This is a genomic window from Devosia sp. A449, from assembly GCF_054489375.1.
In genome coordinates, this window is record NZ_JBTMWU010000001.1 from 94,033 (window position 1) to 106,894 (window position 12,862).

The 12,862-nt window shown below is 63.9% G+C and carries 13 protein-coding genes; 4 read left to right on the top strand and 9 right to left on the bottom strand.

From position 1 onward, the window contains the following. The first annotated feature begins 6 nt into the window (after positions 1-6). The 3 genes from ACX3OW_RS00445 (at position 7) to ACX3OW_RS00455 (ending at position 3,262) form a co-directional block, all read left to right on the top strand. Positions 7-1,764 carry a VWA domain-containing protein gene (locus tag ACX3OW_RS00445; RefSeq protein ID WP_459093763.1) on the top strand — a complete coding sequence of 586 codons (1,758 nt, stop codon included), beginning with the start codon at positions 7-9 and terminating at the stop codon, positions 1,762-1,764. A gap of 2 nt (positions 1,765-1,766) precedes the next feature. Next, complete coding sequence (locus tag ACX3OW_RS00450; protein ID WP_459093764.1) at positions 1,767-2,579, top strand: SH3 domain-containing protein; 813 nt, start codon at positions 1,767-1,769, stop codon at positions 2,577-2,579. Positions 2,580-2,782: 203 nt separating this feature from the next. Further along, positions 2,783-3,262 carry a Ros/MucR family transcriptional regulator gene (locus ACX3OW_RS00455; protein WP_459093765.1) on the top strand — a complete coding sequence of 160 codons (480 nt, stop codon included), beginning with the start codon at positions 2,783-2,785 and terminating at the stop codon, positions 3,260-3,262. A 42-nt stretch (positions 3,263-3,304) separates the two neighbouring features. On the opposite strand, the gene ACX3OW_RS00460 is transcribed toward ACX3OW_RS00455, so the two are convergent. From ACX3OW_RS00460 to ACX3OW_RS00475, 4 genes are read right to left on the bottom strand one after another with little or no spacing between them, the layout of a single operon-like run. Next, positions 3,305-3,727, bottom strand: coding sequence for a DUF1178 family protein (locus tag ACX3OW_RS00460; RefSeq protein ID WP_459093766.1), 423 nt, complete (start codon positions 3,725-3,727; stop codon positions 3,305-3,307). A 57-nt stretch (positions 3,728-3,784) separates the two neighbouring features. Next, positions 3,785-4,615, bottom strand: a complete 831-nt coding sequence (locus tag ACX3OW_RS00465; protein WP_459093767.1) for a carbon-nitrogen hydrolase family protein — start codon at positions 4,613-4,615, stop codon at positions 3,785-3,787. A gap of 18 nt (positions 4,616-4,633) precedes the next feature. Next, on the bottom strand, positions 4,634-4,888 hold the full coding sequence (gene grxC, locus ACX3OW_RS00470; RefSeq protein WP_459093768.1) for a glutaredoxin 3: 255 nt from the start codon (positions 4,886-4,888) through the stop codon (positions 4,634-4,636). Positions 4,889-4,923: 35 nt separating this feature from the next. After that, a complete protein-coding gene (locus ACX3OW_RS00475; RefSeq protein WP_459093769.1) occupies positions 4,924-5,661 on the bottom strand; it encodes a ComF family protein in 738 nt (245 codons plus the stop codon). 104 nt (positions 5,662-5,765) lie between these two features. On the opposite strand from ACX3OW_RS00475, the gene ACX3OW_RS00480 reads away from it, so the two are divergent. Then, positions 5,766-6,593, top strand: coding sequence for an SAM-dependent methyltransferase (locus ACX3OW_RS00480; protein WP_459093770.1), 828 nt, complete (start codon positions 5,766-5,768; stop codon positions 6,591-6,593). A gap of 70 nt (positions 6,594-6,663) precedes the next feature. On the opposite strand, the gene ACX3OW_RS00485 is transcribed toward ACX3OW_RS00480, so the two are convergent. From ACX3OW_RS00485 to ACX3OW_RS00505, 5 genes are all read right to left on the bottom strand, one after another. Beyond that, complete coding sequence (locus tag ACX3OW_RS00485; RefSeq protein WP_459093771.1) at positions 6,664-7,242, bottom strand: CarD family transcriptional regulator; 579 nt, start codon at positions 7,240-7,242, stop codon at positions 6,664-6,666. Between the two features lie 415 nt (positions 7,243-7,657). Beyond that, the gene (fdxA, locus tag ACX3OW_RS00490) at positions 7,658-7,996 is read right to left on the bottom strand and encodes a ferredoxin FdxA (protein ID WP_459093772.1); all 339 of its coding nucleotides are present in this window, start codon (positions 7,994-7,996) and stop codon (positions 7,658-7,660) included. Positions 7,997-8,132: 136 nt separating this feature from the next. Next, a complete protein-coding gene (locus ACX3OW_RS00495; RefSeq protein ID WP_459093773.1) occupies positions 8,133-8,627 on the bottom strand; it encodes a GNAT family N-acetyltransferase in 495 nt (164 codons plus the stop codon). Positions 8,628-8,667: 40 nt separating this feature from the next. Continuing rightward, positions 8,668-9,081: an RNA-binding S4 domain-containing protein gene (locus ACX3OW_RS00500; protein ID WP_459093774.1), complete on the bottom strand. Its 414-nt coding sequence runs from the start codon at positions 9,079-9,081 to the stop codon at positions 8,668-8,670. A 3-nt stretch (positions 9,082-9,084) separates the two neighbouring features. Continuing rightward, positions 9,085-12,165 (bottom strand): helicase-related protein, encoded by a 3,081-nt coding sequence (locus ACX3OW_RS00505; protein WP_459093775.1) that lies wholly within the window; start codon positions 12,163-12,165, stop codon positions 9,085-9,087. Between the last annotated feature and the right edge of the window lie 697 nt (positions 12,166-12,862).

Consider the following 12,862-nt stretch of genomic DNA (forward strand, 5'->3'; position numbering starts at 1 on the left):
ACACCGATGAAAATTCTGCACGCAGCCTTGTTCGCCGCTTTGGCCTTGCTGGCGCCCGTCGCCACCGCCGCGGCCGCCGATGATGTGGTGATCGTCTATGACGCCTCCGGCTCGATGTGGGGCCAGATCGATGGCGTCAGCAAGCTGGAGATCGCCCGCGAGGTGATGGGGGAGCTGGTCCAGAGCTGGTTGGCCGAGACCAATCTGGGGCTGGTGGCCTATGGCCATCGCTCGGAAGGCGATTGCCGCGACATCGAAACCCTGATCGAACCGGGACCGCTCGATCGGGCCAGTTTCATCGACACGGTCAATGCCATTCGCCCCAAGGGCAAGACGCCGATTTCGGCGGCGGTGCAGCATGCCGCCGACTTACTGTCCTATCGCGACAACCCGGCCACCGTGGTGCTGATTTCGGACGGGCTGGAAACCTGTCAGGCCGATCCCTGCGCACTGGCCGAGCAATTGTCCCGGCAGGGAGTGAAATTCACCGCCCATGTGGTCGGCTTCGATCTCGACGACGCCGCCAATGCGCAACTGGCCTGCATTGCGGAGAACACCGGCGGCATCTTCGTCCCCGCCCAGAATGCCGCCGAATTGCAGGACGCGCTGGCGCAGGTGCAGGATGTGCTGGCTTTGCAGCCCATGGCGCTCGCGCCGGCCGAGCCGGAGCCGGAACCGCGGCTTGAGGCCGAAATTGAGCTGACCGCGCCAGCCGAGGTCACCACCGGCGCCAGCTTTGCCGTAGCGTGGTCGGACACCGTCGATGCCAATGACCTGGTCACCATCGTCCCCGCCGGGGCCGATGAAGGCAGCTATGCCACCTATGTCCGGGTGCATGACAACCGCCAGGACCAGTTGGTTGCTCCAGCCGAACCCGGCCTCTATGAGGTCCGCTATATCCTCAACGAAGGCCGGCGCACGCTCGGATCGACCCCCGTGGAAGTTGTCGAGGCCGAAGTCGGCGTCGCTGCGCCGGAGCAGGTGACCACCGGTGCCAGCTTTGCTGTCTCCTGGTCGGCAGCGGTGCATCCAAATGACCTGGTGACCATCGTTCCAGCCGGGGCCGACGAAGGCAGCTATGCCACCTATGTCCGGGTGCATGACAACGGCCAGGACCAGCTGGTCGCCCCGGCCGACCCCGGGCTGTATGAGGTCCGCTATATCCTCAATGAAGGCCGGCGGACCCTCGCATCGGCCCCGGTGGAAGTGATCGAGGCCGAAGTCGGCATTAGCGGGCCGGCTTTGGTCCGGGCCGAGACGCCGGTGCGGGTGAGCTGGTCGTCATCGGTGCATCCCAATGACCTCGTGACCATCGTGCCGGCCGGCGCTGATGAAGGCAGCTATGAACAATATGTCCGCGTTCATGACAAGCTGCAGGCCGATCTCAAGGCGCCCGCCGAAACCGGGCTGTATGAGGTGCGCTATATCCTCAACGAAGGAAGGCGGACTTTGGCCAGCTATCCGCTGGAAGTGGTGGACGCCGATGCGGCGCTGGATGATGGCGCCAGCCTGACCGTGCCGGCCCAGGCCGCAGCCGGAGCCACCATCACCGTGTCGTGGAGCGGCGGGGCCGACAGTGCCGACCAGCGCATTGCACTGGCGCGGGCGGAGCAGGCCGATTTCAGCTGGATCAGCGCGCATAAAATCGGCGCGGACACCACGCTGGAGCTGAAACTGCCAGCCGAAGCCGGCCGCTATGAGGTGCGTTACCTCGATGTCAGTGGCCGCGCCGTGCTCGGCCGAGCCATTGTGGAGGTACAGTGATCATGGCGTGGTTTAAGGCAGCGCTGGCCGTCGTCTTCCTCGGCGCCATGGCGCCAGCGGCGCATGCCGAGATTGACGGTCACGGGCCGGATAGCTGGCGCGTCACCAATGTGCGCGTTGGCGAGGTGCTCAACGCAAGGATGGGGCCGGGCACCAACTATCCGGTGATCGAAACTTTTGCCGACTATGAGCGTGGGCTGCAGCAGATCACCTGCGTGCCGTTTTACACGGCAGCCCATTTCATGGCGATGAGTGAGACCGAGATTGCTTCCCTGCCGCAGCGCTGGTGCCTGATGCGCGATGCTGCGATGCGCAAGGCCGGTTGGGTGGCGCAGCACTATATCACCCCTGATAATGCCGAGACGCTGACCGTAACACCGGCGACGGCGCCTGCCGCGCCACCGGCAACCGAGCCTTACGCACCCGATCCCAATATCGACCCGGTCGATCAGGCGACGGATCTGGTGCGCGAAATCTACGAGCGCCAGTTCCAGTCCGAGAACAGCAACCTGCCCAGCGCGTTTGACCCGTCAGTGTCGCACCACTACTTCACCAACGATATTGTGGCTTGGCTCGCCTCCGGCGATATTGGCGCGCATCCGCTCTACGGCGCCCAGGACTTCGATGGCGCTATCGGCGAGCCGACCCCCGATCCCGATCAGCCCATGTTTCGCGGCATGATCACTATCAATGTCGACTTCACCAATTTCGGCCAGCCGCAGCGCGCGGTGTTCTATCTGCGGGCCGACACCGAACGGGCGCGCGCGCCCTTGCGCGTATTCCGCATCGAGCATGATGGTTGGTCCCTGCCCTAGCGCGTGCCCCAACCGTATAGGCATCAGCACTGTTTTGCCGGCGCTCTCGCCCCAAATGATCACGAGGCGAGGGGCCGGCGAAAGTCTAAGCTGATCTTTCCAACCACCCAGTTGTACTAAAGCGCCACAACGCGATACCATAAGTCGCATTGCATGGCCGCGCCGTTGTTCGTAAGCGGAGCTGGATACAACGGTGGATAGACATGAACGAGACGGAAAACACTTCCGACAACCTGCACCTGCTGGACCTGACGACCGAGATCGTTGCGGCTTATGTGAGCAACAATGCCGTCAGCCCCACGGACTTGGTCGGCCTCATCACTGACACGCACGCTGCGCTGCTGTTGCAGCAACAGGGCGAGGTGATCGAGCCGGTCGTCGAACTGACCCCGGCTGTGCCCATCAAGAAATCGGTCACGCCCGAAGCGCTGATCTGTCTCGAGGACGGCAAGAAGTTCAAGTCGCTCAAGCGGCATCTGGCGTCGCATCACAATCTGACGCCCGAGCAGTATCGCGAGAAATGGAACCTGCCGCAGGACTATCCGATGACGGCGCCCGCCTATTCGGCGACGCGGTCGGCGCTGGCCAAGGCCAATGGGCTCGGCCGCTCCCCCGCAGCGCCGGTGCTCGAGGTCGTGCCCGGCCCTGCCAAGCGCAAGAAGCTGGGGCTGAAGTTTCAGTAATCATCTGAGCCGGCGGTCTGAACACCCGCCGGCAATGCCGCGTTAATTGTCGTCGGCGACGTCGGGCAGCGGCAGGAAGTCGATGCCGTCATCGAGCAGGCCCGCCACTTCGTCGCGCGTCGCCTCGCCATAGATGCCGCGCGCTTCCACTTCCTCGAAATGGATTTTGCGCGCCTCTTCGGCAAAATTGTCGCCGACATAATCCGCCTGGCTGGTGACCTGCTGCCGATAGGCCCGCAGCATTTCGCGGAATTTGGCCGCCTCGGCCGGCGTCGGGCTCAAGGCCAGTTTTTGCGTGTCGAGGCGCGCCACGGCCGGCGCCATCAGCGCCTTTTCGATGCTGCCATCGCCACATACCGCACAGGTCACAATGCCACGCGCCTGCTGTTCATCGAACGCCGCAGCGTTCTTGAACCAGGCGTCGAACTGGTGGCCTTGGGCGCAATGGAGCGAATACTGGATCACGGCACTATCGTTTCAGGAGCCCCGATGGCTCGTTGCATAAGCATATAGGGCGTCAGGCTAGACCTGCAACGGCCCAGGAGGAGCGAAGCTGCGGGCATTGGCCAGCGCCGGGATGCGCTCACGCGCCTCCGTAACCAGTTCCGGGGTGATCTCGGCCAACAACACCCCCGGCTCGTCATGGGCCAGCTCGGTGACAATCCGCCCCCAGGGGTCGATGACCAGCGAATGGCCATAGGTCGCCCGCCCATTGGGATGCTTGCCGCCCTGCGCCGCCGCGATCACATAGGAGCCGGTTTCAATGGCCCGGGCGCGCAGCAGCACATGCCAATGCGCCTGCCCCGTCGGCACGGTGAAGGCCGCCGGCACCGCCAGCAGATTGGCCCCGGCATTGGCCAGGGTATTGAACAGGCTGGGGAAGCGCATGTCGTAGCAGATGCTCATGCCGAGCGTGAACTCGCCGACCGGCGCCACCACCGCAGCCTCGCCACCGGCATAGGTGGCGCTTTCGCGATAGGCGTTGAGCCCGGCAATATTGGCGTCGAACAAATGGATCTTGTCATAGGTCGCCGTGATCGCTCCGTCCGGCCCGAACAGCACCGAGCGATTGGCGAAACGCCCATCGGGCAGCGGCACCGCCAGTGAGCCGATATGGATATGCATGGCATGCTGCTTGGCCAGTTCGCCGATGCGCCGCAATTGCGGATGGTCTTCGAACGGCGCAGCGACGCTGGTCAGCTGCTCGCGACTCTCGGGGAAAATCACCGTGACTTCCGGGGTCAGCACATAGCTCGCGCCCTGGGCGGCGGCATCGGCCAGCATCGGCTCAAGCGCAGCGAGATTGGCTTCGGGATCAAGGCCCGAGCGCATCTGGATGGCAGCGATTTTCATGATTTATATCCTGACCGATTAGGCTGCCAGCAACGGGTCGAGCCCGCCCCGGCGATCGAGCGCCGCCATATCGTCATAGCCGCCGATATGGGCGTCATCGATGAAGATTTGCGGCACGGTGCGCCGTCCATGGGCGCGCGTCGTCATCGCCTCGCGCAGGGCCGGGTCGAGCACGCTGATCTCGGTATAGTCGGCGCCCTTGTCGGCCAGCAGCGACTTGGCGGCGTGGCAATAAGGGCAGGTCGGCGTGGTGTAGATCTCGATCTTGGCCATCACATTTTCTCCAATGAAGACAAGATGTTTGTCCCTTATATGGGCAAGTCGGCGCCAATGACAACTCGGGCAAAACTCACGACATCGACCGCCGTGACGCCGGCCTTGAGCAGGCTGCGCGCCGCCGCCTTGGTGGTGGCGCCCGTGGTATAGACATCGTCGACCAGCACGATCCGCCTGCCGCCGGCGCGCAGCAGGATTTCGGGGTCAGCGGCGAAGGCGCCGGCGACATTGCGCTGCCGGCCATCGCCACTCAAACCCACCTGCTGCCTGGTGTTGCGGCTGCGCCGGACCAGGCTCGGATCGACCCCAAGCCCGGTCAATTGCCCCAGCGCCTGCGCCAGTTCACTCGATTGGTTATAGCGCCGCTGGCGCTGCCGCGCCTTATGCAGCGGGATCGGCACCAATATCGGATTATCCGCCCACAGCTCATGCCCGGCCCCGGCCATCAGCCGGGCGCAGAAGCGGGCCAACTCGGGCCGGTCGCCATATTTGAGGCGCGAGACGATGCTGCGCGCCACCTCAGTATAGACCACCGCCGAGCGGGCGCGGCCAAACGGGGGCGGATCGGCAATGGCTTCCACCGACAGCGCGCCGGGCCCGGGATCGGCATCAAATGGCAGGCCGAGGCGGGGACATAGCGGCGCCGTGATCGGCCGCAAGCCCTGGAAACACTGGGCACACAGGCAGTCTGGGTTGGCGGTCGGGGCATCGCAGCTGAGGCAGACCGGGGGATAGACCAGATCGAGCAACACGCTGCCGGCGCGCCGCACGCCTAGGCCCAGGCGGCGACGCCAGCCCCCGCTTTTGACAAGCTCCCCGGCGCTCTCCATAAGGCAGATACTGCGTTATCTCCCCAACCGGCCGCAAGTCCATCATGAGCCAGTCGCCCGCCATCTTCGATACCGCGCTGATTGCCCGCCATCTGGCCCGGCGACAGACCATCGGCGATTTTGTCACCGAGCTGGTGCTGGCCGATCTCGACGACCGGCTGAGCGCGCTGATCCGTGACTTTCCCAAGGCCATGATCATCGGCCCCGATGTCGAGTTGCTGCCCGTGACGACCCGGTCGGCCAGCGCCGAAATCCAGTTCGAGCGCCATGCCGCCTTTGCCGGCGATGATGGCATTCCCCCGGATGACGGGAGCAAGTTCAACCTCATCGTCTCGCTGCTGCATCTGCAGGTGGTCAATGATGTGCCGGGCTATCTGGCGCGGCTGCGCGCCCGGCTGGAACCCGATGGATTGCTGATGCTTGCGGCGCTGGGCGGGGAGACGCTGACCGAGCTGCGCGAAGCCTTTCTCGCAGCCGATGCCGAGGTGTTCGGCGGCGCGTCGGCCAGGGTGGCGCCGATGATCCAGGTGCGCGACGCTGGGGCGCTGCTGCAGCGGGTCGGGCTGGCGCTGCCGGTGGCCGATGTCGAAACCCATATCGTGCGCTATGCGACCCCGTTTGCGCTGATGGCCGAACTCAAGGCGCTGGGGGCCGCCAACCCCTTGATCGACCGCTCGAAACGGCTGGCAAGCCCGGCCCTGCTCAGCGCAGCGGCGCAAGCCTATGCCGCGCGCGACAGCGATCCCGATGGCCGCATCCGGGCCACCCTCGAAATCATCTGGCTCTCGGGCTGGGCGCCGCATGAAAGCCAGCAACAGCCGCTGCGCCCCGGCAGCGCCACCACGCGGCTCAAGGACGTGCTGCGCGGTTAGCGTCAGCGCGGACACAAAAAAGGCCGGTATTGCTACCGGCCTCTTTTCAGAATTTTGCGGAGGGCGACGCTTAGGCGGCCGCTTCCTCGTCGGTCTCGGCGGCTTCAGTCGCGTCGGCCTTGGTGCGCTTGGGCGACTTGGCCAGATTCTTCTCGATGAGCTGGACGGCTTCGGTCAGCGTCAGCTTGTTGACGGCACCGATTTCGCGGCTCATGCGGTCCATTGCCTGTTCGAACAGCTGGCGTTCCGAATAGGACTGCTCAGGCTGGTCGTCGGAGCGATAGAGGTCGCGCACAACTTCAGCGATGGCGATGAGATCGCCCGAATTGATCTTGGCTTCGTATTCCTGGGCACGACGCGACCACATGGTGCGCTTGACGCGGGCGCGACCGGTAACGGTGACCAGCGCCTGATCGACCAGTGTCTCCTCGGCGAGCTTGCGCATGCCAACGGACTTGATCTTGGCGACAGGAACGCGCAGGGTCAGTTTGTCCTGCTCGAAGCTGATGACGAACAACTCAAGGGTCATCCCAGCGACTTCTTGTTCCTCGATCGAGACGATCACGCCGACGCCGTGCGACGGATAGACCACGTACTCGCCCGTCTTGAACCCAAGCCGCTGCTGTGACTTCTTGGCTACCATATTCATGGAACTCCTTGTTGACGCCCCAAAATGGACAATTCCCTGCGGGAAGGATCGTCCACTCCTACTCTTACCTCACGTCCGGACGGGACGCTGCGCGCAGCACAACCCCATGGGCACCCGGGTCCGCTTTCCCCGGAGCACATGCATCCAATGATGTTGTCAAAAAAAACGTGCCTTAAGGCACGGGCTGGGTGACGGGCTTAACTGCATCTGAAAAGACCATAGCACAAATTTTCAGCAGAATCAAAAACTACGAATCAGGTCGTAAATCACCGTGGCGCGACGAGCGCGCAAGTGGGCGATGCTGAGGCCCAGGGTGATCGGATGAGCTGTCCACAGCCTATCCACAATTTGCGCCCGGCCGCGTTCTGCGCACCGCGAGCAAAGCCGGCGGCGAACCGCCTGCCGGCCAGAAAACTCAGTCGCCTTCGCCGGGGGCTTCGGAGAAATACTTCTCCAGCTTGCCGTCTTCGCCGTCTTTTTCCTTGGCCTCGGGCAGCGGATCGCGCCTCTCGGTCAAATTGGGCCAGAGCGAGGCGAACTTGGTATTGAGCACCAGCCACTCATCCAAGCCGCTTTCGGTATCGGGCTTGATGGCTTCGGCCGGGCATTCGGGCTCGCAGACGCCGCAGTCGATACACTCGTCCGGGTGGATCACCAGCATGTTCTCGCCTTCGTAGAAGCAGTCCACCGGACACACTTCCACGCAATCGGTGTATTTACAGGCGATGCAATTGTCGGTGACGATGTAGGTCATCTCGGGGCGGCAGTCCGGGCAGGTCTCAACAGGTCCGGTGCTAACCCGTTTTGGTGCCCCCCGCAAGGCTGCAGAGGCGCACCTTTTGGCGCAGGCAGGCCCCCAGCAGGAAAGCTATTCCGGCAGCGTCGGCGCGTCACGGCGAATGGCGGTAAACCAGGTCCTCCGGATCCTGCCGCGCCGCCGCCGGATCGCACACCGCTCCCAGCCGTTCGGCCACGGCGATGGAGGCAAGATTGCCGGCGTCGATATAGCTGACCAGCGTCGACAGACCCCGCACGGTGAACGCCCAATCGCGCAACGCCCGCGCCGCTTCGGCAGCGTAGCCGTGCCCCTCATGCCCGTCATAAAGCAGCCAGCCCAGTTCCTGTTCGGGAAACAGCGGCCCGTGATTGATGCCCACCTGGCCGACACAGGCGCCGGTAGCAGTCAGGTCGACCATCAACGCGCCGTGGCCGAATAATTCCCACTGGGCGATATCGTGGCAGAACAGGCCCCAGGCGGCGAAACGGTTATACGGGCCACCCATGTAAACCGCGCGTGGCGACGCCATCAGCGCTTCATAGGCAGGAAAATCGGCGATTACCGGCGGGCGCAGCGTGAGGCGCGAGGTGGTGAGCGTGGGGATCATCTTTCTTCACCTCTCCCTTGGGGGAGAGGTGAAGAAAGACTCAATCATTACCATCATCCCCACCACGCAACTTGTCGGTCTCCCGCCGTTCCTTCTTGGTCGGCCGGCCGCTGCCTTCGGCGCGGGGGGCGATGGCGGCTTCGTAGGGCGACTGCTCGGCCTTGGGCAGCACCGGGGGCGATAGGTCTTCGTAGAGCGCCTGGGCTTCGGCGGCCGGGCCGCGCCTGGTCCCGCAATCGAGAATGCGCCAGACCAGGATGCGACTATGCAGGCTCATGGTCAGCACATCGCCCGCCCCGACCTTGAGGTCGGAGCGGATGGTGCGTTCGGAATTGACGCGGATGGCGCCGGTTTCGATGAGCTTTTGCGCCAGCGTGCGCGATTTCAGCGCCCGCGAAAAGAACAGGAATTTGTCGAGTCGTTCCTTGCGAACGGGTTCAACACTCCCTGCCAAGCGCTACTGGCCCTTGGGCGCCTTGAGCGCCATCAGCTTGGCGAAGGGGCTGTCGGGATCGAAAGCCTTTTCCTTGCGCACTTCCACAGGCCGCTCGAAACGGGCGCGATCGCCCTGCTGGTCGGCCGGACGGCGATTGTCATTGCGGCCCTTGCCCTCGAATTTGGGGCGCGGATTGAGATGCTGGGCCTTGGCGAGGTCCTGCACTTCACCCTCGGGGCGACGCGGCGCGGACGGGCGCTGATTGCGCTCGGGACGCGAGCGCGTCTGCTGCGCCTCGCCCTCGGGACGACGACGGCCGTCGTGGCGCTTATGCTCCTGCCGCTTGCCGGCAGGCGACCAGATTTCGTCGAATTCGGGTTCGGCAGGCACGGCGGGTTCAGCCGATTCGGTCGACTCGACAGCTTCAACAGCCTCGGCCGGTGTGGCTTCGACCGTCTCCGGCGCAGCTTCGGCTTCGGCTTCGGCTTCGGCTTCGACTGCGGGAGCAGTTTCCTCGACCGGGGCCGCTGCTTCGACAGCAGCAGTCTCGACCGGCGCTACGTCTTCGGCCGGAGCGGCGTCGACGGTTTCGGTCGAAGCGGTCGCCTCGGCATCAACCGGCGCGCTTGCCTCGGCGGCAACTTCAGCAACAGCCGGCGCCGCCACCTTGGGGGTGCGCTTGACGCGATAACCCAGCGAATTGAGGATCGAGGCGAAATCTTCGCCCGAGCAACCCAGCAGCGAGGTCATTTCCACGGTGACTCGGAAGCCATTGCCTTCGGCGGCGCCAGCCGGCAACTCGCCCTGATGGCGGGTCGGATCGAGCGCGATCAGCGGGCGGATGATATCGGCGAGGCGTTCGAGAATATCGACGCGCACGGCACGCTTGCCGGCCACCTTGAAGCCAGCGACTTCATAGAGGCGGGTATCGACTTCGGGATCGACCACGAAGCTGGTGCGGCCGCTCAGCACGATATGCGGAATGTCGGTGACGCCGGCCTGGCGCACGCCGCCATTCTGGAGCGCGAACAGTATCACCGCCAGCTCGCGTGGGGCGGGCTTGAGCGAGAGCGGCAGATAGATGTGATAGGCGCCGAACTTGACGCCGAGCTTGCGCAGCTTGCCGCGCACGTCCTGATCGAGCGTCTTGACCTCTTCAGCCACCTGGCTGCGGGGGATCAGGCCGAGATGCTCAAACAGCTGATAGGCGATGCCGCGCGCCGGACCTTCGAGGTCGGTCGGGGCTTCCAGCGCCATGACGCCTTCGAGCACGGTATTGATGTGGTGGCGCAGCCAGAGGCTGAGGCGATCCTGCACGCGCTCAAGATCGGTGCCGGTGAGGCCCTCATCGGCCAGCAGCAGGATGCGCGGACGATACAGCGCATCGCCCTCGATCAGCTCGGCGACGATGTCGCCCTTCCAGCGCAGGCGACCATCAGTGGCCAGCACGAATTCTTCATTGGGCGCGCCGGCCAGCCGGTCGGCCCGATTGGCGATCTCGGGGGCCACCACATGGTCGGCCGCCGCGCGCAGCCCCTTGATGTCGGCATCGCCGTCATTTCGGGCGATGGTGAAGCGGAAGCCTTCAAGCGTGCCGATGAGATGGCCTTCCAGCCGCACTTCGCCACGCTCATTGATCTCGGGAGATGCCATACGTTTGTCTTTCAGGTGACGAAGCAGCACGCTGGTGCGCCGGTCGACGAACCGCTGGGTTAAACGCTCATGCAGCGCGTCACTCAGCCGATCTTCAATATCCCGGGTCTTTTCGCGCCAATGTGCGGGGTCTGCAAGCCAGTTTTTGCGGTTCGCGACGAAGGTCCATGTGCGGATCTGCTTGATCCGGTTGCTTAAAGTGTCAATATCGCCGCTCGCATTGTCGCAAAAGCGCACCTGCTCGGCAATCCAGTCCGCGTCAACCTTGCCGCGCTTGACTAAATCCGAGTAAATTCGGGTGACGATTTCTCCATGATTGGCCGGCGAAATCCCTTGATAATCAGGGATTTGGCAGCACTCCCACAGCAGGCGCGCCCCATCGAGGCCCCGGGCCAGCTTACCCGCCTCATTGCGGGCAACGAACTCGAGGGCATGCTGATCCTTGGCAATCGGCACCCTGGTCAGACTGCGGTGGTCGGGGGTGGCTTCGAGGCTATAGCGCAACGCATCGATGGAGCTGAAATCCAGCTGATTGTTGCGCCATTGCAGCACTTTTACCGGAGCGAAGTCGTGGGTTTCGAGCGCCACGACCATTTCTTCATCGAATCCCTCGGTGCCGCCGGTGACGCCAAAGGTGCCATTGCGGGCATGGCGACCGGCACGGCCGGCGATCTGGCCCAGCTCGGCCGGGGTCAGCGGACGGCTGGTATGGCCATCGAATTTGCTGTCATCGGCAAAGGCGACATGGTGGATATCGAGGTTCAGCCCCATGCCGATGGCATCGGTGGCGACCAGAAAATCCACATCGCCATTCTGATACAGTTCCACCTGGGCATTGCGGGTGCGCGGGCTGAGCGCCCCCATCACCACGGCGGCGCCGCCGCGCTCGCGCCGGATCAATTCGGCGATGGCATAGACCTGCCGCGCCGAGAAGGCGACGATGGCACTGCGTTCGGGCTGGCGCGAGATTTTCTTCGACCCGGCATAGGTCAGGTGGGAAAACCGGGGCCGGTCGATGATTTCGCAATGCGGCAATAGCCGGCGGATCACCGGCTCCATGGTGGCGGCGCCGAGCAGCAGGGTTTCGCTGCTGCCGCGCGCATGCAGGATGCGGTCGGTAAACACATGGCCGCGGTCGAAATCGGTGGCGGTCTGGATTTCGTCGATGGCGACGCAATCGACGCGGATATCCATCGGCATGGCTTCGACGGTGCAGACCCAGAAGCGCGGCCGCGCCGGCACGATGCGCTCCTCGCCGGTCACCAGCGCCACCGCGCCCTCGCCCACCCGCTCGACGCAGCGCTGATACACCTCGCGCGCCAGCAAACGCAGCGGCAGGCCGATCATCCCGGTGGGATGGGCCAGCATGCGCTCGATGGCAAAATAGGTCTTGCCGGTATTGGTGGGGCCAAGAATCGCCTTGACCGACTGAGGGGGCGCGAAAGTCATTGCCGACAATGTAGGCGGTCACGATGGCGGTTGCGAGATGGTCCGGCGTTTGTCCCAAGAAAGGACAGGCTTTGCGACCCTTTTGCCACGCCGGTTAACGGCAGGAACAAGCAGGGAACGAAACGGCACCGAATCGGCGCGACTCACAGAATCTGGTTTCGTTCACGGCTAGCAGTGGTAGCGGCAGCGGCTTCGGACACCAGAGGATGGCGAAATCGGGGCTGCGACCGGGAAACAGCCAAAAATCCGTTCAGCTTGGTTACCGGCAGGTTAATTTCGGCCGGAAACGGGCAAAAGTAAACGCGCGGTAAATCCTTGTCTGGCAAAGATTTTTGGCAGATTTATGACGCGGGGTGCGGCGGCTATGGGGCGGCGCGACGCAAATTGAGGAAACAGGCAATTGACCGTGCCGGAGTGGGACAGGCGGGGGCAATTCTACCGCACGCGCAGTCGGCCCACCCTCCCCCTTGCGGGGAGGGACAGCGAGATAGGACTTAGCCCTTCGCTAAGTCCGTGATCGAGCCGGGTGGGGGTATCTCGCCGCAAGCGCCGTGCCCGTGACTCACCCCCACCCTTGATCCCTCCCCGCAAGGGGGAGGGTGTCGACTGCGAGATCGGGGGTCATCACCATTCCCATATCTGGACACAATCGCCCGCCCATCCGCCGCTCCGTTCACCATCGAACCAAACCGGGAAC